The following is a 23,014-nucleotide window of genomic DNA, read 5'->3' on the forward strand; positions in this document are numbered from 1 at the left end:
TATGATGGTAGAAGTAATCCCGGTAAATAAAGTAGCCGAAGATGAAAGAGGTGCAACGCATTTTTTTGATACCGACAGAACAGGTCAGTTTATCATTGCTTACAGAAAAGCCGGAAGTGCGAGTGGACGACATTATCATAAAGGAACAGCCATTCATAAAAACCCTGAGCAGATTATTATTATGCAAGGAGAGGCAACGGTGAATTGGATGGATGTAAGAACAAATGAAAAGGGTAGTATTAAAGTAAAAGCGCCTGTCATGGTAAAAATTAAACCATGGGCATGGCATGAAGTAATAGCAGATACTGATATTATCGTGTTTGAACTGAATGGTCTGGAAGATGCCAAAGACGACACTTTCAGGCTAGCGATGTAAGGAAGATCACAAACGAAGTAGACATGGCGAAAGAAAAACAACCGAACAGGGTATTTGAAAATGAAACTGGTGTGCAAGGCCAATACCGCACCTGGTTTCTGGATTATGCATCATACGTTATACTTGAACGTGCGATACCGGCAATAGAAGACGGTTTAAAACCCGTTCAACGCAGAATATTGCATGCCATGAAAGAAATGGATGATGGCCGCTTCAACAAAGTGGCAAACATCATTGGTCAGAGCATGCAATACCATCCACATGGAGATGCCAGTATCGGGGATGCATTGGTGAATCTTGGTCAAAAAGATTTATTGATTGAAACCCAGGGTAACTGGGGCGATGTGCGCACTGGTGACGAGGCCGCCGCATCAAGGTATATTGAAGCTCGTTTATCAAAATTCGCCCTCGATGTAGCTTTCAACCCCAAAACAACCACCTGGCAACTGAGTTATGATGGCCGGAAAAATGAGCCGGTTACCCTGCCCATGAAGTTTCCGTTATTGCTGGCCCAGGGAGCTGATGGTATTGCTGTAGGGTTATCTACAAAACTATTGCCACATAATTTCTGTGAACTCATAGATGCATCCATCAAATACCTAAAGGGTAAGAAGTTTGAAATATTTCCCGATTTTCAGACGGGTGGTATGATTGATGTTGCCAATTACAATGAAGGTAAACGTGGAGGCAAAGTAAGGGTTCGTGCACATATAGAAGAACTCGATAAAAAAACATTGGTAATCAGAGACGTGCCTTATGGGGTTACTACTACTCAGTTAATGGAGAGTATTACCAAAGCAAATGATCAAGGTAAAATAAAAATCAAAAAAGTTACGGATGTAACTGCGGCAGAAGTTGAAATACATATTGACCTCGCTACGGGCATTTCACCAGATATTACCATTGATGCACTTTATGCTTTCACCGATTGTGAAGTAAGTATTTCACCCAATGCCTGTGTAATTGTGGATCATAAACCACAATTTTTGGGTGTCCATGAATTGCTCAAAGTTTCTGCTGAAAATACAAAGGCACTACTCAAAAGAGAGTTGGAGATCCGACTTGCGGAACTGGAAGATAAATGGCACTACACTTCGCTCGAAAAAATATTCTTTGAAGAAAAGATATATAAAGAGCTGGAACAAAAACATGCAACATGGGATGCTGTAATTGAAGCGATCGACAAAGCATTCACGCCATTCAAGAAAAAACTCAAAAGGCCAATTGAAAGAGAAGATATATTGAAGCTTACGGAGAAACCTGTAAGAAGAATTTACCGACTCGATATCAATGAATTGAATGAGCAGATTAAATCTATTGAAGCAGATATAAAACAGGTTCAATTTGATCTGGAACATCTTACAGATTTTGCAGTGGCTTATTTCGAAAACCTACTTAAAAAATATGGCAAGGGCAGGGAACGTAAAACAGAGATCAAAGAATTTGATACCATACAGGTAAAACAGGTAGCCATTGCCAATACCAAATTATACATCAACCGTTCAGAAGGTTTTATTGGTACGGGTTTAAAGAAAGATGAATTCCTGTGCGACTGTTCCGATTATGATGATATCATCGCATTTACACGTTCCGGTACCATGAAAGTGGTAAAAGTTTCTGATAAGGTATTTATCGGGAAAGATATTCTCCATGCCGCTGTTTTTCAGAAAAATGATGAGCGTACCACCTACAACATGATATACCTTGATGGTGCCAGTGGAACTAGTTATGCCAAGCGTTTTAATGTAACCGGTATTACCCGCGATAAGGAATATGATTTAACCAAGGGCTCAGATAAAAGCAAAGTACATTATTTCACCGCCAACCTTAATGGAGAAGCGGAAGTAGTGAAAATTGTATTGAGTCCTAATTGTACGGCGAGAAATAAAGAGTTTGATTTTTATTTTGAAGAACTGGAAATCAAAGGCCGGGGAAGCATGGGTAACCAGGTGACCAAATATCCTATCAAAACAGTAAAACTGAAAGAAGCAGGCAGAAGTACACTGGCCGGAAGAAAACTGTGGTTCGATGATAAATTCGGCCGACTGAATACAGAGGAAAAAGGTCAATACCTCGGAAGTTTTGAAGATGAAAAGTTATTGGTTGTATACCATGATGGGTCTTATGAATTAACCGATACAGAAATGACCCAGCGATTCGAACCGGAAAAAATCGCATTAATTGAACGTTTTGATCCGGATAAGACTATCACAGCAGTTTATCTGGATAATGATAAGAAACAATATAATATCAAGCGTTTCAAAATAGAAACCAGCACGCTCAAAACCCAGTTCCTGTTTATTAAAGAAGGAGAGGGTAACCGCCTGGAAGCTGTTACTACTGAAGACGAGCCAATATTATCTGTTCAAACCGGAAAAGGTGCACAGGTTCGGAAGGCTAAATTTAAAGTGGCCAAAATGGTAGAAGTAATGGGCTGGAAAGCCGTTGGCGCCAAACTTACAGATTTCAATAAGAGCATCGAAATGGAATGGGAACAAAAACCCAAAGAAGACAATCCGCAGCAGGAGCTTTTTGAATAGTGAATAGTGAATTGTCAATGGTTAGTTTGTTTATCATTCACCATTCACAATTGACAATTCACATCTGACTATTCACCATTCACCCTGGCCTTTTTCTTCAACCTGATCGTGGCTGATTTATTCAGGTCGCTGGTGAGTATGAGTTCATGTCTTTTTTCACCGTCGTAAATAATCAATGCCGCTGTATTTGGGGGAATAGTGCCCAGGTTCTCAGCGAACATGGTGATCTCATTAAATTCACGGGTGCTGTCTAACAGGACGGTTTTTCGAATGGCTTTATGGTCCAGCTTTACTTTCGGAATTAATAATTGATCGTTCAGGTAAACTGACACTGAATCATAATCAATACTTCCATTATCGTATAACTGAAGTTTTAATGGTCCGCCAGATACTTCAATTTCTGTAACAAACTGTTTTTCTCTTGCTTTATAAATGGGGTCTATTTTAATACTGTCTGCAGTTATTACAATGGGTGTTGTATCTACTGTTGTTATACTGGTATCTATTACTACTGGTATTGTTTCTGGTTCCTCTTTAGGATTAATGTTGCCCGGCAATGTATCTGATGATAAGCGGAAACGAAACTGGATAGCAGGGTTGGTATATTTATGTGCCGCATCGGATTCAAATGCGCCATTCAAAATGGACTCTGTACGATTTACTATTAAAGTAAAATTGCCCGATAAAATGCAATCAATACCATTACTCGTACTTTTCGAGAGATAATAAATAAAGGGAATAGGTTTTAAAGTTAATAGTCTGCTATTATTGTTATACAAACCATTAACCTTTACTTTAAATAAGCTGTCGCGGAAATAGTATTGTAATTCTCCGGAAACTATCTTGCCCTTTTGCTTCAGTATAAGCTCAGCCATATAGGCACTATGTTCCCCAGCAACCATTACTTTTCCTACGCCATACCAATGTCCATTTACCTGTTGTGCATTTGAGGACTTTTGTAAACTAAAAAGTAAAATCAGTGTATAAATTAATGGTTTTATCCGCTTCATCACCCGCAAAATATTCAAAGCTGCTGAAGCAAAAACCTTAAAGTTGCTAACACTAGTGGAAAGACTTTAAATAGCAGTTCAGATAGGTTAAATTTGGCAGTTAGCTTTTGGCCATTAGCTGTTAGCCTTGATTGGTGCTTCATTTAAGATTTCTGCTATTATAGAACACGAATTTTCAAGATCCATCATGATAAATCATGAAAATCTGCGTTCTATCCTTCGCGTGCAGCCTGCAGCTTGAAGCTTGCAGCTCAATCCCCCACTGATAGCAATAAATCCAGCCCATATGTATAAATCTGTCCTTATCAGACAAACTAACCTATTTTTGCAGCATAAATTGTACTATGGAGCAGGTTCAGGTGGGTAATTATAATACGTTAAAAGTATCCCGTAAAGTTGATTTTGGATTTTACCTTGAAGATGGGGGAGATGGTATTTTATTGCCGACCCGCTTTGCGCCTAAAGGACTTAAACCTGGAGATGAGATCACTGTATTCGTGTATCACGATTCTGACAATCGGTTGATTGCCACCACCCAGAAAGCCAAAGCTTGCGTGGGAGAAGTGGTCAAAATGAAAGCTGTAGCAGTAACCAGGCAGGGGGCTTTTTTGGATTGGGGATTAATGAAAGATCTTTTCGTGCCCGCATCCAAACAATTAGGGGGCATGCGTGAGGGAGGGGAATACCTGGTGAAGCTCTATATAGACGAAATGACCGGAAGGGTTGCAGCCACTGAAAAGTTGGAGCAGTCGTTGAGCAATGACCAGCTAACGGTAAAAGAAATGGATCAGGTGGATCTGTTGGTCTATAGAAAATCTGAACTCGGTTTTGTTGTAATCATCAATAACCTGCATACCGGTATTATACACCAGAATGAAATATTCGGGGATGTTCAAATTGGAGATAAACTAAAAGGTTTTGTAAAAAAGATATTACCCGGGAATAAAATAGATGTTGTACTTGGTAAGCCTGGCTTTCAGAAAGTGGAAGACGAGGCCGGAAAAATTATCCGGTTACTTGAGGAGAACAACGGATACCTGCCTTACCATGATAAATCTGCTCCGGAAGAAATCTACGACTTCTTCGGTATGAGTAAGAAGACTTTCAAAATGACAACCGGCAATTTGTATAAACAAAAAAGGATAGAATTTACCCAAACAGGAATTAAATTGGTAGATATGTCTACTGATTAGTTGTACACCCTGTCTATATATTTGTTTTTATACTGCTGTAATACTTTAAGGAGTTGGGTTTTATAATCATCTACATTAGGCAGTAAATCGCTGTCAAGGAATGCATTTGATTGTGATGTTGTTCCGCTCGATAATAAGTATCCTCTGTTTTCTGGTCTCCTGTTTTTTGTAATTGAATCAACTACACGATTGTTGAAGCCATAAGAAGGCATATCTGTTTTTCGTTTCGTTATATAAACTGTGCTTCCTAGTTTAAACGAAAGCTGTTGATTTTTTCGGGTATGAATTAAAACAGTAAAATGAAACTCATGTGTGGCCTGGGAAAACTTGAGTCTGCCCAAAGAGCCACCGGAACTACTTGTTGAAGCAACGCCTCCATTCGGTGTATGTAAACGCTGGCTGTCGACCAGAAAGCCAATAATAAAATCAGGGTCTTCAAAACTTAAGGTTTTACCTTTTTTCAGAAAATGAAATACTTCAAAAAGTTTTCTCTGATGAAGCGGGCCTAATTTGAGCTTATCTGTTGACTCGAATGGAACAATATAAAGACTATAAGTCTTTAGTGGGTCAGTTATTTCCCTTAAAGTCCGGTAAATCTGTGCAAAGCTTGAATCATCCTGGGCATTTGTTTGCAGATTAAACAAACAAATGAAAGAAAGAAGTATCAGGTATTTGTTTTTCATACAGACATTTTTATTAGTTGTCTACTCTATCAACATAATAATTGATAAACTTATCAAGTAGTTTAGATAATAAGGTTTTATAGTCTTCTTCCTGCATATGCAGATGGGCATACATAGGCGTTTGTGATTGTGCAACAGTTATGGGTTGAGGTTGCGGTCTTAGTGAATAACCATTTCTACTTATTGAATCCCTTATTTCGTTAAAGGGCGTATTGGCCACCATTGTTTTTTCATGCACAATATCGCCGCCAAGATTAAAGCGCAATTCTTTTCTTTCTTTGGTATGAATCAGAAAGTTGACCTTATAGTGGTAGGTGACTTTTATAATGTACTTATCGTAATTCCCAAACTTGCCATCTGGTAATATTTCAGGTTCATCTATTTTCTGTTCGTCAATAAGTATGCCGATGATAAAGTCGGGGTTTTTGAAGTCTATCTCTTTATTGCGTTTTAAAAAGTGATACACTTTTGACAATCTATTTTGGTAGGTACCAGTAAGCCTTATTTTTTTTGATGATCCATAAGGAACCAGGTATAAAGCATAGCTCTTTAATGATTCGGTGATATCTCTGAAAGTTTTATAATTATCTACAAATGTATTATCGCCAGACTGTGCTGAAATAGTTTGGGTAAAGGAGAATAGAAAAAATGCCAGTGGTAATACTTTTCTTCGCAAGGGCATAATCCGGGTTTCTGGTAAAGCTTCAAATTTTATGCCAAAATATTAGAAATAAACTAATATTTAAGCCTTTCAGTAAACCAGGTGGTATCTGTGGAGGAGCTATTGCCATTGGGTGCTTTAACTGTAGTAGTACCTACATAATAGTTGTCGGCAATTTCCTTCACTTCAAAATAAAGGAAACTGCTTTGGTAAAAAGTTTTCTCTTCCGCGGTTTTTGGCCCTGATCCTGTGAGGTAGGTAGCTACAAAGCGACAATCACTGAGCCAGTCTAATTTCCAATAGGTAGTATCATAGGTGCTTGTGTTAATGTCTTGCTGCACCCCATTCATTCTGGTAATAATAATGTGTGCACCAGTTCGCTTACTATAACTATGAAATATGCCTTTTTTAAGTTGGGCACAATCAATGGTAGGAGTCATGAAACTGGCAAGGAGTATGCCAGTAGATAGAACCAATAAACTGTTAAACAGGCCCTTATACATACCATGATATTTTGGCTAAGATAAGTTGTATTGAATAGTTGGTAAAGGAAGGAATGAAATCTTAACGATGCTAACGATTGTTAGTATGATTGCTTTATCTTTGCATTTCAAAATTATAAAATGGCAACAAAAACTGTCTACATCGTTTCCGCTGTTCGTACGCCTATCGGTTCATTTGGTGGTAGTTTAAAAGATTTTACGGCCCCGCAACTTGGTGCTATCGCTATAAAAGCCGCTGTGGAGAGAGCGGGTATTCAGTCTGCCGATGTACAGGAAGTTTTAATGGGTTGCGTAATACAGGCCAATACAGGTCAGGCGCCCGCCAGACAAGCCGCTAAGTTTGCTGGCTTGCCTGATTCGGTGATATGTACTACGGTGAATAAGGTTTGTGCAAGTGGAATGAAAGCCATTTCTCAGGGTGCGCAGGCTATTATATTAGGGGATGCCGATATTGTAGTGGCTGGAGGAATGGAGAGTATGAGTAATGTGCCATTTTACTCTGGCAACCTTCGTTGGGGAAATAAATATGGTAATGTTCAAATGATAGATGGATTGGCAAAAGACGGACTTACAGACGTGTATCATAACTATGCCATGGGTAATGCTGCTGAATTATGTGCCAAGGAATGTAATATCTCACGAGAGGCGCAAGATGCATTTGCTATTGAAAGTTATACCAGAAGTCAGGCAGCCTGGAACAATGGTTCTTTTGAAGCAGAAGTAGTGCCGGTATCTATTCCCCAGAGAAAAGGTGATCCGATATTGTTTAATAAAGATGAAGACGCTTTTAATGTAAAATTCGATAAGATACCTGAATTAAAACCTGCTTTTACAAAAGATGGTACGGTTACGGCGGCTAATGCCTCAACGATGAATGATGGTGCAGCGGCAGTGGTGTTAATGAGTAAGGAAAAGGCCGAAGCCTTGGGTATTAAACCTCTTGCTATTATTCGCAGTTATGCGGATGCAGAGCAGGCACCGGAATGGTTTACTACAACTCCTTCGCTCGCTTTGCCAAAAGCGGTGGACAAGGCTGGACTTACCATGAACGATATTGATTTTGTTGAATTGAATGAAGCCTTCTCTGTTGTTGGGATAGCCAATATCCAAAAAATGAACCTGGATGCCGCCAAAGTAAATGTACATGGCGGTGCGGTGTCTTTAGGACATCCACTTGGTTGCAGTGGAGCAAGAATCATTGTTACACTTGTTCATGTACTGAAGCAGAAAGGAGGCAAAATCGGAGCAGCCGGTATTTGTAACGGAGGTGGTGGAGCCAGCGCAATGGTTATAGAAAATTGCGCATAAACCATTATGAATATTACCATACGCAAAGCAGACGAAAAGGATGCCGGACTTATAGCCGCTATAAGTCGTGAGACTTTCTTCGATACATTTGCAGCAGATAATAGTGGGGCAGATATGGAAATGTTTATGGAAGAACAATTTTCCATTTCAAAGCTGGAAGCAGAAGTGTATGATGAAGAAAATAAGTTCTTCCTTGCTTATGATAGTGAATTACCTGTAGGGTATTTTAAATTAAAGCACGACTCACACGCAGATTTACCACCATCGCTTCCTGCCATTGAATTGAGTCGCTTCTATGCACGTAAAAACAGCATTGGAAAAGGGGTTGGGAAAGCCATGATGCAATATGCCTTACAAACGGCCGCAGCTATGAATGGAAAAATAGTTTGGCTTGGCGTATTTGAAAAAAATACAAGAGCCATTAAATTCTATGAGTCATTTGGCTTTCGAAAATTCTCAACCCAAAAATTCATCCTCGGCAATGATATCCAGAATGACTGGGTGATGAAAAGAGAGGTGAGTGGTGAATAGTGGGTAGGTTCAAAATTCAAAATTCAAAATTCAAAATTCAAAATTCAAAATTCATAAATCAGCGATCAGCGATCAGCGATCAGAAATCTGCTTTCTGCTTTCTGCTATAGTCTGCTTATCCCCACTCTTTGCCCTATATACTGGTTTTGTTGAATGCATTGAAGCATACAATCTGCAAGGTCTCCGGCGGCGATTTGATAATGATTGGGTTGGGGGGCGAAATTTGCTGAAGTAATATATTGTTTGTTCCCAGGTACATTTAAAATGTCCGGAGAACAAATGAATGTCCATTGAAGTTTACTTGCTTCAAGACTGCGAAAAGCAGCCAGGTGTTCTAAGCCAACAGGTTTATATTGCTCCGGATAATCGGGTTGATCAATCAATAAACCATCTTCTGATTCAGCTGCATTTAAAATGCCCATTCCACCCAATGCAACGATTCTTGTCAGCCCCGCTTTTTCCATTTGGGCGACGATATTTTTCATTCCCAGGCTCCTGGTATGATCTTTCCCGTCGAATGCTCCACCAAGTACAGAAATTACGGCATCACTGCCTTCGATAGCGCCAAAAACATCCGACTCGTCAAAAATATATCCCTTAATGGCGGTTAGCTTTTCATTGTTATTGTCTTTGTCTATCAAAGACTCAATTGAACGGCCAAAAGCCCGAACCGAATACCCCATTGCGAGGGACTGCGCTACAACATATTTGCCTACCTGTCCGGTTGCACCAAATACAGTGATGGTCATAAGCTCAATTTGAAGCAATATACTGAAAGTAAGGATTTGGCTTTCCCATGGTCTATGGACTATGGTCCATAGACCATAGTCCATAGACCATGGGAAGACTATGTTGCGGCCTGCTCTATTATTTCATCCATTTGAATCCCCTGGTGGCTTTCGTCGTAGATGCATTCTCCATTTTTGATGAGTAATACCTGGGGTGATTCGTGGTAAACATCGAATGTGCTGGCAATTTGGTTGGAAATGTCACGGTGCGAAAGCAAATCGAGTAGGTAGAAATCAATTTTTTCGGGTGTATCACTTCTTCCCAATCTGTTTAACACCATTGAACTGATGCTGCAGCGGGTACTGTGTTTGAATATAACCTGGGGTTGCTGGTAAGAAGCGGCTTTAATTGCGGCTATTTGCTCTTGGGAGCTGAGTGTAATCCAATTCATCTTTTGCGAAACAATCCTACATTAAACAAATCATCATTCAATCCTGTTTAGTTATCAGGGCTTAAAATAACGTGGGTTGGTAGTTGGGCAACCTCTGCTTTTAGAAGAAGTACAAGAGCTAACCAATGCGGAACTGAATAAAACCAGTAACAATAAAACGGTTATCTTTTTCATGTGAATTGTTTAAATGGGCGTTTTGACAGTATTTTCGCTATATAAAGATACGAATTATATCAGAATGTTGCCTAAGGCCCCGTTTTCGATAAGTTAATATGCATAAAACGATTGTAATCAATTAATTATTATGAGGGTTCACTTTATTTCTATTGGCGGAAGCGTAATGCACCAATTAGCCATTGCATTGCACAAAAAAGGATATCGGGTTACTGGTACAGACGATGAAATATTTGAACCAGCCAGAACCAATCTCCAAAAGGAGGGTTTATTGCCTGCTGAAATAGGCTGGCAGCCTTCTATGATTGTTCCTGAATTGGATGCTGTAATCCTGGGTATGCATGCTAAACAGGATAATCCGGAATTGCAAAAAGCCATTGCACTTGGACTCAAAATATATTCTTTCCCAGAGTATATCTTCCATGAGAGCAGGGATAAAAAGCGGGTGGTGGTAGGAGGTAGTCATGGTAAGACCACCACTACCAGTATGATCATGCATGTGCTTAAATCATTGCATCAATCATTTGATTACCTGGTTGGTGCCAGGGTAGAAGGATTTGATCAATCCGTAAATATTACTGATGCCCCTGTCATTGTTTGTGAGGGCGACGAATACCCAGCAAGTGCCATTGAAAGAAAACCCAAATTTCATTTCTTATATCCACATATTGCGATATTAACTGGGATTGCCTGGGATCATATCAATGTGTTTCCAACATTCGATTTCTACCTTGAGCAATTCACCATTTTTATTAATAAAATTGAAAAAGGAGGTTTGCTCATCTATAATGAATCTGATGCTGTATTAAAAGAGTTGGTTACGACCAATCCGAGAACAGATATAAGCTACCAGCCTTATCAGATTCCTGCGCATGAAATCATCAACGGTAATACAACAGTTTCTATTGAAGGGGTAAGCGGATCATTAAAAGTATTTGGCAATCATAATCTGATGAATCTTTATGCAGCCTATTATGCCTGTAAAGCATTGGGTATATCGGCTGAAGCATTCGTTCCTGCGATCGGCAGTTTTACTGGTGCGGCCAAAAGGTTGGAATTACTGGCAAATGCGAGTGATTGTGCTATGTATCGCGATTTTGCACATGCTCCCAGTAAAGTAAAAGCAACGATAGATGCAGTTAAGCATCAGTTCCCGGAAAGAAAACTAATTGGTGTACTTGAGCTGCATACCTATAGTAGTTTAAATGAAGCCTTTATGAAGGAATATAATGGCGCACTGGAGCAGGCCGATGAAGCAGTGGTTTTTTATTCGAAGCATGCCCTTGAATTGAAGAAACTTCCGGATTTATCTGCCGACGCAGTAAAGAATGGTTTTAATAAAAAAGAACTGATTATACTTACCGATAGTAAGGCTTTGGATGAATGGTTACATACAAGAAATTATCACCATTCGAATCTTTTATTAATGAGCAGTGGTAACTACGACGGATTAGATATTCCTGCTTTAACAAAAGAACTGATGGAACATCACCAAAATCTCAGGAATTAACAATTAAAGTATTTACTTCGCAAGATGAAATTGCAACTTACCCGCCCAATCGCATTTATTGATCTCGAGACAACAGGGGTTAATATCAGTATCGATCGTATTGTTGAGATAGCTATTGTAAAAATCAATCCTGATGGAAGCAGGCAGGTAAAAAGAAAGTTGATTAATCCACTCATGCCCATTCCTCAATCCTCGAGTGATGTGCATGGCATTACGGATGAAATGGTTAAAGATGCTCCCAGTTTTAAACAGGTGGCAAATGAAATTAAACAGTTTATTGAATTGTGCGATATAGGAGGCTATAATAGTAATCGCTTTGATATACCCATGCTTATTGAAGAGTTTTTAAGGGTTGGAATCGATTTTTCTGTAGATGGAAGAAAATTGGTGGACGTGCAGAAAGTATTTCATATGATGGAACAACGCACCCTGAGTGCTGCCTATAAATTTTATTGCCAGAAAACCCTCGAAGGAGCACATAGTGCAGAAGCCGATGCTACTGCAACCTGGGAAGTGCTGGAAGCACAGGTAGAGAAATACCCTCAAATTGGAAATACGGTTGAAAGTATTGTGAAATTTACCGGTGAAGATGATATTGTTGACTTTGCCCGCCGCTTTGTAAAAGAGAAAGGAGTAGAAGTATTCAATTTTGGAAAACACAAGGGAAAGCCAGTGGTACAGGTTTTAAAAGAAGAACCTCAATACTACGATTGGATGATGAAAGGTGATTTTCCCATGAATACCAAACAAAAACTCACTGAGATACTGAACAGAACCTTGTTAAAAAAAGGATAAGTCTGTAGTATTTACAAAGTATTTACCGCATTTCTGCTGATGATAATGCGTACAATCATTCTGTGTTGTATTTTAGCGTAGCAACCTGTACTGCCTTGGAAAAGTTAGTTATCATACCAACCTATAATGAAAAAGACAATATCGCTGCTATTATTGCGGCTGTATTTGATTTGCAGGCAGGGTATCATGTGCTTGTAATAGATGATGGCTCACCAGATGGTACGGCGGATATTGTGAAGTCGTTGATGGTACAAAACCAGCATCAATTATTTCTCGAAGAAAGAAAAGGTAAACTTGGTTTAGGCACCGCATATATTCATGGCTTTAAATGGGGTATTCAAAAAGGGTATCATTTCATTTTTGAAATGGATGCCGATTTCTCCCATAATCCCAAAGACCTGGAGCGTTTATACGATGCCTGTAAAAATGGTGGCGCTGATATTGCAGTTGGTAGCCGTTATGTTCCCGGTGGTAAGACAGAAAACTGGCCTTGGGATCGTCAACTTTATTCTCGGGGAGGTGCTTTATATACACGCTTACTCACCTGGATGCCGGTAAATGACCCAACGGCAGGCTTTGTTTGTTATAAAAGACAGGTACTGGAAGCAATTAATCTTGATGAAATTGAATTTGTCGGTTATGCATTCCAGATTGAAATGAAATTTGTGGCATGGAAACTTGGTTTCCGCATAAAGGAAGTGCCCATCACTTTTGTTGACCGGAAAATTGGTGTCAGCAAAATGAGCAAGGGAATCATTAAAGAAGGAGTTCTCGGGGTACTGAAAATACAATGGCATAGCTTATTCAGGAACTACCGTAAGCGAGTGGCCAATAGTACAGAATAAGTTTTTTTCAGCCATACCTTTTTCCTACTTTCAGCATATAATCCCACCTGTACTGCATGAGAGATGCCCTGATTAAACTACATATTTCCGTTTTTTTAGCCGGTTTTACAGGAGTGCTTGGGGAACTTATTCAACTCAATGAAGGATTACTGGTTTGGTACAGAATCATGATTACGGTTGTTAGCCTGCTTTTTTTACTACAGGTTAAAAAACAGTTTCAGCGTATTCCAGCCTCAATGGTTTGGAAATTGCTCGGCATCGGCACACTGATAGCCTTGCATTGGGTGTTTTTTTATGGCAGCATAAAAATGGCCAATGTTTCTATCGGTTTGGTATGTTTCGCTTCAACGGGTTTATTCACTGCTCTATTGGAACCTGTATTCAACCATAAAAAAATCAATTTTTGGGATATTGGTTTGGGATTATTAAGCTTATTGGGAATTCTATTGATTTTTCAATTTCATCAGCATTATCGGGAAGGTATTATCGCTGGCATTATTTCGGCCATACTTGCAGCTTTATTTACCGTACTCAATAAGAGACAGGTTAATAAAGTTGAGCCAAGGGTTATGATGGTATATGAACTAAGTGGCGGCTTATTGCTGTTAACCTTATTGATGCCTTTGTACCTGCATTATTTTCCGGTAGCATCTATACTGCCTACATTAACAGACTGGCTCTGGTTACTGATGTTAGGCTGGCTTTGTACTGTGCTGGCCATGGATTTGATGCTTCAGGCATTGAAAAAAGTATCTGCTTTTACGCAGAATCTAAGCCTGAATTTGGAACCAGTTTATGGTGTAATACTGGCATTCGTTTTATTTGGAGAACAAAAGTATCTGGGCGATAGCTTTTACATTGGGGTATCCCTGATTATTCTTTCGGTTGTATTACAAATGATCAGGGTAATCAGAAAGCATAAACAACAAAAAATCTAACGAGTTATTCATGCCTGGTGTTGTAAACAATTTGCTGGATCACTTTATCCAATCTTTCTGCACTTTCATTCAGATGATCAAGTACAAGTAAAATTTCGGGATCATTGGTTTTGTCTGTATACAACATCAATACGTTAATCAGTCCGAGAATATTACTAAGTGGCGCCCTGGCTTCATGCGATTGGAGGTAGGCTATTTCGCGCATTTTATCGTATTGCTGCAGTAGTTTCATTTCAGCCTTTTTCTTCGCATCAATATTGGTAATATTCATGGCTACGCCCATCATATCGCCGGTATCATTGTAAACCGGATAATATAAAAACTTAAACCAAATCGCGTCACCATTTGGTATTACTACAGGTCGCTCTGAGGTGAGTTGTTCACCTGATAATGCGGCTCTAAAATGCTCTTTAAATGAATCCCTGAGTTCAGGCATCACATAATCCATAAAATCGGCATCGAACTTAAGATTGGTATTAAAGTAGGTTTCAGCAAGTTGATCAGCCGTTCGGTTAAAATTCATGATGCGCATATCCGGACTGATCATGATATTAATATCTGTGGTACTATCCAGTATGGCTTTGAGTTTTATTTCGTTGGCCAATAGTTCTAGTTGTTGTTTTTTCTGAAGTGAAATATCAATGAAGTAGCAAATGATACCTTCCTTAGATGGACTTGCAGAAACCGCGAAATGATAGGCTGGCGGCCAGGGTTGTTCAAAAGTGATGGTTTGGTTTTCATCGAAAGCCTTACGCATTGCATTGGCATAAGGTTGATCAGGAGAATCAGGAAAAATATCCCAGAAATTTTTACCGATCATTTCTTCTCTTTTCATACCGGTAACCTTCTCAAAAAATCGGTTTATTCTGGTGAAAACCCAATTGCGGTTAAGGGCGAAAAAACCATCTTGTACACCATCCAGGTACTCATTAAATTGCTCTGCATATCGGGTGGCAGCAAATTCTTCGAGCGGTTCTCCTGATAACAAAAGACCAAAACCTACTGTTGACTTCTCATGACCCACGAAAGATCCGGATAGTTCCCATTGTATTGTATAGGTTTTATCATCAAAGATATACCGAACCGATACGGTAGATTTTTGTCCCGGATGATTCAGACTGTCTGCACATGCTTGCCTAAACAGTTCTTTGTCTGCATAATGGATATGTTCATCGGCTTTTGAGTTTGGTAGGTTATTTAGTTCCCATCCTGCTAATGCTGCAAATTTTTCATTGATATAAATATAATAGCCAGCTTCATTTACAACCATGAAGGGAAATAAACCGGAATGTTGCATTATTCCAATAAGTTCCTGAATACTATGGACGCTATTATTCATTTACAATAAATGCAATTATCTGCTAAATTGGTGACAAGCGGGGAGTGTTCACCAAATTGAAATTTCAGTCTTTTAGGGATAACAATATCGCACAAAAGATTAAAATGGCCTTAATTATTATTTATCTGGTACGCCATGACCGAATTTTTAAAAAATGTTGGCACATAAACAATTTTCTTTTTTACATCATAACCGATATCAGCCGTATTTATTTTTTCATTTCTGCTATCGAGCAATATCGTTTTCTGACCATTGTCGTGTACATAATATATGACCCCACTCCAGCAGCTTACGATAAATTCCCTGGGTTTTACCATTTCAATACCATCTGTACTAGGATCCATACCATCTGCTATTTTTGATAGTTGTCCACTGGCACTTAACTTCAATAAACTTCCTTTATCCAAAATAAATAACCCATCTTTTACGGCCAACAAACCGTTAGGTCCCTGTAATTTGTCGATTAGCAGGAATACGGTGCCCTTTTCGATTTTATGCAGTTTGAATGTTCTGGAATCAGTTACATAAACGGTTCCTTTTGCATCAATACTTATATCATTGAGGAATACGGATTCCGGAACAGGGATTTTTTCAATTATTGTTCCTTTTTTGATATCAATTACCACTACTTCCGTTAAATCAGCTACATAAAGCTTGCCTTTGTATATTCCCATTCCCTTTGGAGCGTTCAATCCATCAACCCAATTGGGATTAATGATTTTACCATCTAATGCAACTTTGGCAATAGAACCTTTGCCATCTTTATCTCCCGACTGCCCATCTATGCATGATACATATAGTAGCTTATTACCCTCATCTAATAAAACCGATTCAGGCACTTTTAGGGTAGTATCGGTGGTCCAGATGAGCTCAAGTTTTGGTCCCTGGGCCAGCAATAAGCTGGTAAAAAGGGTTGCCAGTACAGTAAATGCCTGTTTTTTCATATTAGATAATTTATACAAAAATAGCCATACAATGGGTTATCTGTGTTGTTCACCCACTGGTCATTTTCCTGGGAATGCCTAATCTGATAATCAATGGTTTAGTTATCTTCGGAAGATATAAAAACTACTGCTATGAAAAAACTACTGCTGGCTATGCTTTTATTGCCGGCTTTACAAGTACTTGCTCAGAAAAAGCCATTGGATCATACTGTTTATGACGGATGGGAGGCTTTGGGCGAAAGAGCCATCAGTAATGATGGGAAATACCTCGCTTATGCTGTAAACCCCCAGGAAGGGGATGGTGTACTTTATATTCAGTCCGTTGCCGGCGATTATAAAGTTGTGATACCCCGGGGCTATAGTGTAAGTATCACTGAAGATAATCGCTATGCAATATGTCGCATTAAACCCTTTTACAAGGATACCAGAGATGCCAGAATAAAAAGAAGGCGTCCGGATGATATGCCAAAAGATAGTCTGGCTATAGTGGAACTTGGTAAAACCAATGTGCAGAAAATACCCAGAATTAAAAGCTACAAAGTACCTGATGAGTCTGGCACCTGGCTTGCCTACCTGCTAGATAAAGCTTTGCCAGAAACCAATCGTCCACGAACCCCAGATTCACTTACCAGAATCAATAATCTTCTTACAATGGCTGATAGCCTTATGCGTGTGGCTGATAGTATTCGTAATAAGGCCAATCTGGCTAAAACAAACGGATTGGCAGTGCTACAACCGGCAAGAGGAACAAGGCCAGCAGTGCGCCCACCCGCAGAGCCGGTAGAAGAAGGTACAGAACTGGTACTTCGAAATTTATCTACAGGGGAAGAACGCAGGTTTACATTGGTAAAAGATTATTTCTTTAATAAAACAGGCGATGTTTTATTAATTGAAACAACCAGAAAAAATAATGATGAATCAGTAGCAGCAAGTGTTGTTAAGCTGAACCTTAAAAGCAATACAACAACGACTATCTTCAAAAAATTCAACGAAGCCAAAAGCTATCGTATGGATGAAGCAGGAACACAAGTTGCATTTGTAGCAGAAAGAGACAGTAGCAGTAAAGCTTTACAGAAATTCTTTAAATTATATTACTATAAAGACGGGATGGATAGTGCCCGTTTATTGGCCGATAAAACAACCAAGGGTGTACCTGCTGATTGGACCATCAGCGACAACCCTGGTAGTATTACTTTCAGTAAATCGGGCAACAGATTATTCCTGGGTACTTTACCGATATGGCCAGTGAAAGATACTACCGTGCCTGAAATCGACAGGGTAAATGTAGATATCTGGCATTATAACGATGATTATATACAACCTATGCAGTTGCGTAATTTGAATAATGAACTGCGTAGAAGTTATACGGCCTTTTTTGATATGTCGAAAAATGAAGTGGTACAATTAGGGAATGAAAAACTTAGAACCATTGTTCCTACCGAAGAAGGTGATGGGTCTGTTTTTTATGCTGTATCTGATTTTGGTAAACGCGTTGCTACCCAATGGCAAGGATTTACTTTAAATGATGTGTTTAAAGTAAACCCGCTTACAGGCGAGGCAAGTATAATCAGGAAAGATTTAAAAGGTGGCAATCTTCAACCATCTTATACTGGTAAATACCTGATGTTCTTTGATGAAATAAAGCAACAGTATTTTGTCTATAACAATGTAACGCAACAGTTATATCAGGTGGCAAAAGATATTAAAACATCTTTAGTTGACGAAGAGAATGATGTGCCGGATGATCCTAATCCTTACGGTATTGTAAAATGGCATGCAGATGATCAATATGTTTATATCTACGACCGTTATGATATCTGGCAGGTAGATCCTGAAGGAAAAGCTGCATCAGTTTGTTTAACAACAGGTCGCAAGGATAAAGTAAGCTTCCGTTATATTAATACAGATCGCGAAGAGCGTTTTATTAAACACGGACAAACCCTGCTGTTACGTATGTTCGACGAACGCGATAAAAGCGCAGGACTAGCAACACTTAATCTTTTCAATAAAACAGTTAGCCTGGTATTTAAAGAAAAAGTTAGTGTGAGCCCGGCAGTGCAAAAAGCAAAAGATGCCAATGTAGTTGCCTACACAAAAGAAACTTACCAGCAGTCGCCGAATCTTTTTGTACAGTCATTCGAAGGACCTGCAAAACAATTATCAAATACCAATCCTCAACAGGCAAATTATAATTGGGGAACTGCAGAGTTGTTTAAATGGAAAGCATACACTGGTAAGGAAGCAGAAGGTATTGTTTATAAACCGGAAGACTTTGATCCAAAGAAAAAATATCCCATGATTGTATATTTCTATGAGAGAAGCAGTCAGGGTTTATATGGATATAATGCTCCGTCTCCAACGCCTTCCAGATTGAATATCTCCTTTTTTGTAAGCAGGGGATATGTCGTATTCGTTCCGGATATCTGGTATAAGAAAGGTTATCCGGGCCAGGGTGCTTATGACTATATCTTAAGCGGAACAAGAGCTGTCGTAAAACAGGGATATGTTGATAGTACTAAATTAGGTTTGCAGGGACAAAGCTGGGGAGGGTATCAGATAGCTTATCTGATAACAAGAACCAATTTATACGCTGCTGCATGGGCCGGTGCTCCTGTGGTTAACATGACAAGCGCTTATGGCGGTATTCGTTGGGGTTCGGGAATGAATAGACAGTTCCAGTATGAAAAAACACAAAGTCGTATTGGTGCTACCTTATGGGAAAAACCCAATTTATACATCGAAAACTCTGCACTGTTCCAGTTGCCTAAGGTGAAAACACCACTGGTAATTATGGCCAACGATGCGGATGATGCTGTACCCTGGTATCAAGGCATAGAATATTATACTGCTATGCGCAGACTAGGTAAAAAAGTATGGATGTTGAACTACAACAATGAGGCGCATAACCTGGTAGAACGCAAAAACAGAAAAGACATACAAATCCGTGAACAACAGTTCTTCGACTACCTCCTGAAAGGCGACAAACCCGCTAAATGGATCACAGAAGGAGTACCTGCAACTATGAAAGGGAAAGACATGGGGCTCGGATACTAATTATATGTCAGATGTCGGATGTCAGATGGCAGATTTATGGCTGATGTCTGATGGCTGATGTCGGATTTGATTTTTTATATTTTTACAGAAAGAAAAGCTGAACACATTTAAATGTGTTCAGCTTTTCTTATTAAATCCGACATCCGACATCCGACATCCGACATCCGACATCCGACATCCGACATCCGACATCCGACATCCGACATCCGACATCTGACATCTGCCATCTGACATCCAACATCTGACATCAGCGATCCGCCATCAGACATCAGAAATCGTGCTTATGTACCGGACGAGGCTTCTCTTTGCAATGGGTAGCAATGTTTCTTCGAGTGGTATACTTAATGGTGTTTCAACTGCGTATACTGCTGGGTTGGGTAGGTCGGAGCGATTGCGTATTAATTCGGCTTTGATGTTTTGGTAGGAGTTTACGATGTTCCTTTGCCATACATCTACGAATTCGGTTTTTATGCTCCGGTATTTCTCGTCGTGTTTTTCAAATATGCTTAAACGGTACTGATAAACCCAGGTGTTTTTGCAGGTGCCCTCGCACAGCAGGAAATAGCCTTCATTATGGTCCAGTGGTACCAGACCGATGGGTTCTATGGTTAATTTGTTTTCTACAAACTCATAAATTTCTGTACCACTACTGATGGCTTGTTTCATGTTAAGGGAAGCATACTGAATTATTTCCTCCAGTTCCTGCATCAACTCGTCATCTTCCACCATTGATTCATAAAGGAGTTGCAACTTTTCAATTTGTATGCCGGTTAAACGTTTGGGGAATTGCTCCTGCAGGTATTGTTTATTTTCTTTAAAAGCAACCAGGTTATTATAATGGAAAATGAGGTCTGCCAGTTGTGGGTATAATTTGTTCTGGCAAAAGTGATGGTTGATTTCCTGAAGATAGGCGAGAAGGGTATACTTCTTCAATTCAAAATCAATATAGCCATCTGCAAACCAAGTTTGTGATAAGGTCTTCATACTGATCCGTTTTGTTTCCATAATTTACAAAGAGTTGAAAACAAAAACAGCATTTGTTTATTAACAGGATGTGAAAATCAGGGAGAAGTCCGAAAGTCCGAAAGTCCGGAAGACCGAGAGAAGTTTTATTGGAGTTATGCCTCGTCGGTCTATCGGACTTCCGGACCTTCGGTCTTCCAATAAAAAAGGCCCGCCAATTTTGGCGGGCCACCTATATCATGCTAAATGATTAGCATTTTTTTGTACAACCAGGAGGTGTGCAGGATTTTTTACAATCTTTTTTATCCTTACAAACCTTTTTGTCGCATACTTCTTTAGATGCTTTGCTGGTTTCTTTTTTATTGTTGTTGTTGCCTGAAGCTATAGTTATGCCGCTGATCAGGGTAAAAGCGATCAGGGCCATCATTGTTTTTTTCATTTGATGGTAATTAATGTGTTTAATAAAATGGATTGGCTTATATCAAATAAAAAGAACTTCGGGAGGCTGCCAGCAGTCTGATAAATAGCCCGAAACAGGCCTTTCAGTATAGTGAGGGGGTATTTGTTTGAGTGATTCAGACCAACCATTTTTACAGTTGGTTTCTTCTGCAGGTAAATATTGATAAACGAAACAACAGGAACTGGTATTACATCTGGTAGTAGTATCGCAGTTCTTATCAGGAGTGTTTTTTTGGTTGGATTTATTTTCACCGCACACTTTCCTGCAGGCATTAACAGATTCGCAGGAATCTGTTGTCTGAGGATACATCATTACCAATGGCCTTATTGTAAAGAAGCCGGTTAGCATGAGTAATATGCTGGCTACTACTTTCATTGCATGCAAGTTAATTACCCGCCTGTATCCGCAAAACCGTTCATCAAAAACAACAATTGGTTAGAGATATTGAAACCATTGTCTTTCAGCATCCCATTTCTCAAATTCTTTTGCTACATCTGTAAGGAAACTGGCTCCGATACTTCCATCTACAATACGATGGTCGTAACTTAAGGAGAGGTACATCATATGTCTGATGCCAATAGTATCGCCTTCTTTTGTTTCAATAACCATTGGACGCTTCTTAATAGCACCTACTGCTAAAATGGCTACCTGTGGTTGAGAAATAATTGGGGTTCCCATCAGGCTTCCAAAAGTACCTACATTAGTAAGTGTAAAAGTGCCTCCATTGGTATCATCAGGTTTGAGACGGTTATTACGGGCCGCATCTGCAAGTCCGTTTACCGCTTTGCTTAGTCCAACAATATTCAATTGATTGGCTCCTTTGATAACAGGAACAATAAGGTTGCCGGATGGCAGGGCGGTAGCCATACCAATATTGATATCTTTCTTGATGATTATTTTATCACCATCCAGTGAACAGTTGATCAGGGGATAACGCTCAATTACTTTTGCAATGCACTCCACAAACATCGGTGTGAAAGTGAGTTTGGTGCCTTCTCTTTTCTCAAATTCTACTTTTACCTTCTCGCGCCACTGAACCATATTCGTAACATCTGCTTCTGCAAAACTGGTGACATGCGGACTGGTATGTTTGCTGTCTACCATGTGCTTGGCAATCAGCTTACGCATACGATCCATCTCTACAATTTCTGTATTTCCACTCACAACTACAGCCGATGGGTCACTAAGTTTGCCAGAGCCGGATTGAATGGCAATAGGAGCAGAATTTGATTCAGTTGCTTTTATAGCAGCAGATTCAAATCTTGGTGCAGCCTGAACCGGAGCGGCAGTTGTTGGAGCAGGCGCTACTTTGCCTGATTTTTTATCCGCAACATAAGCCAGTATGTCTTTTTTGCTTACTCTTCCGTCGGTACCAGTACCTGGTATTCTTTCCAATTCGCTCAAGCTAACGCCTTCGCTATTGGCTATATTCAGTACAAGTGGGGAATAGAAACGATTGGTTGCTGCTTTTTCGAGCAGTACAGGCGCTTCAGCTGGTACATAAGGTATTTCAGCAACAGGAGGCTCTGCAACTGGTTCTGCAATGGGAGCAGTGGTTACTACCTGTGTTGGTACTTCAATAGGTTTAGGCGTTTCAACAGGGACTGGTGCTTCCACAACAGCAACACTGTCGCCAGCAGTATTAATTCTGGCGATAACCGTACCGATAGGTACTACATCATTTACATTGAATAATATTTCTGTAATTACACCTTCTGCAGTAGAAGGTACTTCACTATCAACCTTATCTGTTGCAATATCCAACACAGTCTCATCCTGCTTCACATGGTCGCCCACTTTTTTATTCCATTTCAGGATGGTCGCTTCCATAATACTTTCGCCCAATTTGGGCATCACCAGTTCAGCAATAGCCATACAATTCGTAGTGTTTAATATAAATGATCAAAAAACCGGTTCTTTTACAATTTATCCTATCTAAAACTTACACCCGTTTGTTTTCGGGGGCAATATTAATGAGAAAATAAACAATTCAGGGCCGAAAACCGA

Annotated in this window: 22 protein-coding genes; 10 read left to right on the forward strand and 12 right to left on the reverse strand. The window is 39.6% G+C overall.

Going from position 1 to position 23,014, the window contains the following annotated elements; all coding sequences use genetic code 11:
* Nucleotide 1: 1 nt before the first annotated feature.
* The gene (locus ACH30E_RS06685) at nucleotides 2–376 is read left to right on the forward strand and encodes a polysaccharide biosynthesis C-terminal domain-containing protein (RefSeq protein WP_294997016.1); all 375 of its coding nucleotides are present in this window, start codon (nucleotides 2–4) and stop codon (nucleotides 374–376) included.
* Between the two features lie 23 nt (nucleotides 377–399).
* Nucleotides 400–2,916, forward strand: coding sequence for a DNA gyrase/topoisomerase IV subunit A (locus ACH30E_RS06690; protein ID WP_490824178.1), 2,517 nt, complete (start codon nucleotides 400–402; stop codon nucleotides 2,914–2,916).
* A 68-nt stretch (nucleotides 2,917–2,984) separates the two neighbouring features.
* Here ACH30E_RS06690 and ACH30E_RS06695 read toward each other — a convergent pair whose 3' ends face one another.
* Nucleotides 2,985–3,926, reverse strand: coding sequence for a hypothetical protein (locus ACH30E_RS06695; RefSeq protein ID WP_490824180.1), 942 nt, complete (start codon nucleotides 3,924–3,926; stop codon nucleotides 2,985–2,987).
* Between the two features lie 344 nt (nucleotides 3,927–4,270).
* Here ACH30E_RS06695 and ACH30E_RS06700 point away from each other — a divergent pair, with 344 nt between their 5' ends.
* The gene (locus ACH30E_RS06700; RefSeq protein WP_490824181.1) at nucleotides 4,271–5,119 is read left to right on the forward strand and encodes a CvfB family protein; all 849 of its coding nucleotides are present in this window, start codon (nucleotides 4,271–4,273) and stop codon (nucleotides 5,117–5,119) included.
* Here the strand turns inward: ACH30E_RS06700 and ACH30E_RS06705 are convergent.
* The 3 genes from ACH30E_RS06705 to ACH30E_RS06715 are packed head-to-tail and all read right to left on the reverse strand — an operon-like array spanning nucleotide 5,116 to nucleotide 6,966.
* Nucleotides 5,116–5,802, reverse strand: a complete 687-nt coding sequence (locus ACH30E_RS06705) for a hypothetical protein (protein WP_490824182.1) — start codon at nucleotides 5,800–5,802, stop codon at nucleotides 5,116–5,118. The two genes, ACH30E_RS06700 and ACH30E_RS06705, sit on opposite strands and share 4 nt — an antisense overlap.
* Before the next feature lie 13 nt (nucleotides 5,803–5,815).
* On the reverse strand, nucleotides 5,816–6,484 hold the full coding sequence (locus ACH30E_RS06710; protein ID WP_490824183.1) for a hypothetical protein: 669 nt from the start codon (nucleotides 6,482–6,484) through the stop codon (nucleotides 5,816–5,818).
* Between the two features lie 53 nt (nucleotides 6,485–6,537).
* Nucleotides 6,538–6,966, reverse strand: coding sequence for a hypothetical protein (locus tag ACH30E_RS06715; RefSeq protein WP_490824184.1), 429 nt, complete (start codon nucleotides 6,964–6,966; stop codon nucleotides 6,538–6,540).
* Between the two features lie 120 nt (nucleotides 6,967–7,086).
* Here ACH30E_RS06715 and ACH30E_RS06720 point away from each other — a divergent pair, with 120 nt between their 5' ends.
* Nucleotides 7,087–8,274, forward strand: a complete 1,188-nt coding sequence (locus ACH30E_RS06720; RefSeq protein ID WP_490824185.1) for an acetyl-CoA C-acyltransferase — start codon at nucleotides 7,087–7,089, stop codon at nucleotides 8,272–8,274.
* Nucleotides 8,275–8,280: 6 nt separating this feature from the next.
* Complete coding sequence (locus ACH30E_RS06725) at nucleotides 8,281–8,805, forward strand: GNAT family N-acetyltransferase (protein WP_490824186.1); 525 nt, start codon at nucleotides 8,281–8,283, stop codon at nucleotides 8,803–8,805.
* 104 nt (nucleotides 8,806–8,909) lie between these two features.
* Here ACH30E_RS06725 and ACH30E_RS06730 read toward each other — a convergent pair whose 3' ends face one another.
* Nucleotides 8,910–9,554, reverse strand: coding sequence for an NAD(P)-dependent oxidoreductase (locus tag ACH30E_RS06730; protein ID WP_490824187.1), 645 nt, complete (start codon nucleotides 9,552–9,554; stop codon nucleotides 8,910–8,912).
* Between the two features lie 98 nt (nucleotides 9,555–9,652).
* Nucleotides 9,653–9,985, reverse strand: a complete 333-nt coding sequence (ytxJ, locus tag ACH30E_RS06735) for a bacillithiol system redox-active protein YtxJ (protein WP_294994278.1) — start codon at nucleotides 9,983–9,985, stop codon at nucleotides 9,653–9,655.
* A gap of 304 nt (nucleotides 9,986–10,289) precedes the next feature.
* Here ytxJ and ACH30E_RS06740 point away from each other — a divergent pair, with 304 nt between their 5' ends.
* The 4 genes from ACH30E_RS06740 (at nucleotide 10,290) to ACH30E_RS06755 (ending at nucleotide 14,247) form a co-directional block, all read left to right on the forward strand.
* Nucleotides 10,290–11,669, forward strand: a complete 1,380-nt coding sequence (locus ACH30E_RS06740; protein WP_490824188.1) for a UDP-N-acetylmuramate--L-alanine ligase — start codon at nucleotides 10,290–10,292, stop codon at nucleotides 11,667–11,669.
* Nucleotides 11,670–11,693: 24 nt separating this feature from the next.
* Complete coding sequence (locus tag ACH30E_RS06745) at nucleotides 11,694–12,464, forward strand: 3'-5' exonuclease (RefSeq protein WP_294994284.1); 771 nt, start codon at nucleotides 11,694–11,696, stop codon at nucleotides 12,462–12,464.
* A gap of 95 nt (nucleotides 12,465–12,559) precedes the next feature.
* The gene (locus ACH30E_RS06750) at nucleotides 12,560–13,309 is read left to right on the forward strand and encodes a polyprenol monophosphomannose synthase (RefSeq protein ID WP_490824189.1); all 750 of its coding nucleotides are present in this window, start codon (nucleotides 12,560–12,562) and stop codon (nucleotides 13,307–13,309) included.
* Between the two features lie 56 nt (nucleotides 13,310–13,365).
* Nucleotides 13,366–14,247: an EamA family transporter gene (locus tag ACH30E_RS06755; RefSeq protein WP_490824191.1), complete on the forward strand. Its 882-nt coding sequence runs from the start codon at nucleotides 13,366–13,368 to the stop codon at nucleotides 14,245–14,247.
* A gap of 4 nt (nucleotides 14,248–14,251) precedes the next feature.
* Here ACH30E_RS06755 and ACH30E_RS06760 read toward each other — a convergent pair whose 3' ends face one another.
* The gene (locus tag ACH30E_RS06760; RefSeq protein WP_490824192.1) at nucleotides 14,252–15,586 is read right to left on the reverse strand and encodes a PAS domain-containing protein; all 1,335 of its coding nucleotides are present in this window, start codon (nucleotides 15,584–15,586) and stop codon (nucleotides 14,252–14,254) included.
* A 110-nt stretch (nucleotides 15,587–15,696) separates the two neighbouring features.
* On the reverse strand, nucleotides 15,697–16,530 hold the full coding sequence (locus ACH30E_RS06765) for an SMP-30/gluconolactonase/LRE family protein (RefSeq protein ID WP_490824194.1): 834 nt from the start codon (nucleotides 16,528–16,530) through the stop codon (nucleotides 15,697–15,699).
* Nucleotides 16,531–16,662: 132 nt separating this feature from the next.
* Here ACH30E_RS06765 and ACH30E_RS06770 point away from each other — a divergent pair, with 132 nt between their 5' ends.
* Entirely contained in the window at nucleotides 16,663–19,584 is a 2,922-nt protein-coding gene (locus ACH30E_RS06770; RefSeq protein ID WP_294994299.1) for an alpha/beta hydrolase family protein, read from the forward strand.
* A gap of 261 nt (nucleotides 19,585–19,845) precedes the next feature.
* On the opposite strand, the gene ACH30E_RS06775 is transcribed toward ACH30E_RS06770, so the two are convergent.
* From ACH30E_RS06775 to ACH30E_RS06790, 4 genes are all read right to left on the reverse strand, one after another.
* Nucleotides 19,846–20,568, reverse strand: a complete 723-nt coding sequence (locus ACH30E_RS06775) for a hypothetical protein (protein WP_490824196.1) — start codon at nucleotides 20,566–20,568, stop codon at nucleotides 19,846–19,848.
* Between the two features lie 229 nt (nucleotides 20,569–20,797).
* Complete coding sequence (locus tag ACH30E_RS06780) at nucleotides 20,798–20,986, reverse strand: hypothetical protein (RefSeq protein ID WP_294994304.1); 189 nt, start codon at nucleotides 20,984–20,986, stop codon at nucleotides 20,798–20,800.
* A gap of 42 nt (nucleotides 20,987–21,028) precedes the next feature.
* Entirely contained in the window at nucleotides 21,029–21,382 is a 354-nt protein-coding gene (locus ACH30E_RS06785) for a hypothetical protein (protein WP_294994307.1), read from the reverse strand.
* 60 nt (nucleotides 21,383–21,442) lie between these two features.
* Entirely contained in the window at nucleotides 21,443–22,882 is a 1,440-nt protein-coding gene (locus ACH30E_RS06790; RefSeq protein ID WP_490824199.1) for a dihydrolipoamide acetyltransferase family protein, read from the reverse strand.
* Nucleotides 22,883–23,014 lie beyond the last annotated feature (132 nt).

The sequence above is a fragment of the Sediminibacterium sp. FW305-C-61 genome (genome assembly GCF_058231065.1).

Bases quoted from the DNA above. Each gene is read 5' to 3' on its own strand.
- ACH30E_RS06755 (WP_490824191.1), top strand. From the start codon at position 13,366: ATGAGAGATGCCCTGATTAAACTACATATTTCCGTTTTTTTAGCCGGT.
- ACH30E_RS06725 (WP_490824186.1), top strand. From the start codon at position 8,281: ATGAATATTACCATACGCAAAGCAGACGAAAAGGATGCCGGACTTATA.
- ACH30E_RS06745 (WP_294994284.1), top strand. From the start codon at position 11,694: ATGAAATTGCAACTTACCCGCCCAATCGCATTTATTGATCTCGAGACA.
- ACH30E_RS06760 (WP_490824192.1), bottom strand. From the start codon at position 15,586: ATGAATAATAGCGTCCATAGTATTCAGGAACTTATTGGAATAATGCAA.
- ACH30E_RS06770 (WP_294994299.1), top strand. From the start codon at position 16,663: ATGAAAAAACTACTGCTGGCTATGCTTTTATTGCCGGCTTTACAAGTA.
- ACH30E_RS06765 (WP_490824194.1), bottom strand. From the start codon at position 16,530: ATGAAAAAACAGGCATTTACTGTACTGGCAACCCTTTTTACCAGCTTA.
- ACH30E_RS06790 (WP_490824199.1), bottom strand. From the start codon at position 22,882: ATGGCTATTGCTGAACTGGTGATGCCCAAATTGGGCGAAAGTATTATG.
- ACH30E_RS06730 (WP_490824187.1), bottom strand. From the start codon at position 9,554: ATGACCATCACTGTATTTGGTGCAACCGGACAGGTAGGCAAATATGTT.
- ytxJ (WP_294994278.1), bottom strand. From the start codon at position 9,985: ATGAATTGGATTACACTCAGCTCCCAAGAGCAAATAGCCGCAATTAAA.
- ACH30E_RS06740 (WP_490824188.1), top strand. From the start codon at position 10,290: ATGAGGGTTCACTTTATTTCTATTGGCGGAAGCGTAATGCACCAATTA.
- ACH30E_RS06695 (WP_490824180.1), bottom strand. From the start codon at position 3,926: ATGAAGCGGATAAAACCATTAATTTATACACTGATTTTACTTTTTAGT.
- ACH30E_RS06690 (WP_490824178.1), top strand. From the start codon at position 400: ATGGCGAAAGAAAAACAACCGAACAGGGTATTTGAAAATGAAACTGGT.
- ACH30E_RS06705 (WP_490824182.1), bottom strand. From the start codon at position 5,802: ATGAAAAACAAATACCTGATACTTCTTTCTTTCATTTGTTTGTTTAAT.
- ACH30E_RS06700 (WP_490824181.1), top strand. From the start codon at position 4,271: ATGGAGCAGGTTCAGGTGGGTAATTATAATACGTTAAAAGTATCCCGT.
- ACH30E_RS06780 (WP_294994304.1), bottom strand. From the start codon at position 20,986: ATGAAAAAAACAATGATGGCCCTGATCGCTTTTACCCTGATCAGCGGC.
- ACH30E_RS06685 (WP_294997016.1), top strand. From the start codon at position 2: ATGATGGTAGAAGTAATCCCGGTAAATAAAGTAGCCGAAGATGAAAGA.
- ACH30E_RS06775 (WP_490824196.1), bottom strand. From the start codon at position 20,568: ATGAAGACCTTATCACAAACTTGGTTTGCAGATGGCTATATTGATTTT.
- ACH30E_RS06710 (WP_490824183.1), bottom strand. From the start codon at position 6,484: ATGCCCTTGCGAAGAAAAGTATTACCACTGGCATTTTTTCTATTCTCC.
- ACH30E_RS06720 (WP_490824185.1), top strand. From the start codon at position 7,087: ATGGCAACAAAAACTGTCTACATCGTTTCCGCTGTTCGTACGCCTATC.
- ACH30E_RS06785 (WP_294994307.1), bottom strand. From the start codon at position 21,382: ATGAAAGTAGTAGCCAGCATATTACTCATGCTAACCGGCTTCTTTACA.
- ACH30E_RS06715 (WP_490824184.1), bottom strand. From the start codon at position 6,966: ATGTATAAGGGCCTGTTTAACAGTTTATTGGTTCTATCTACTGGCATA.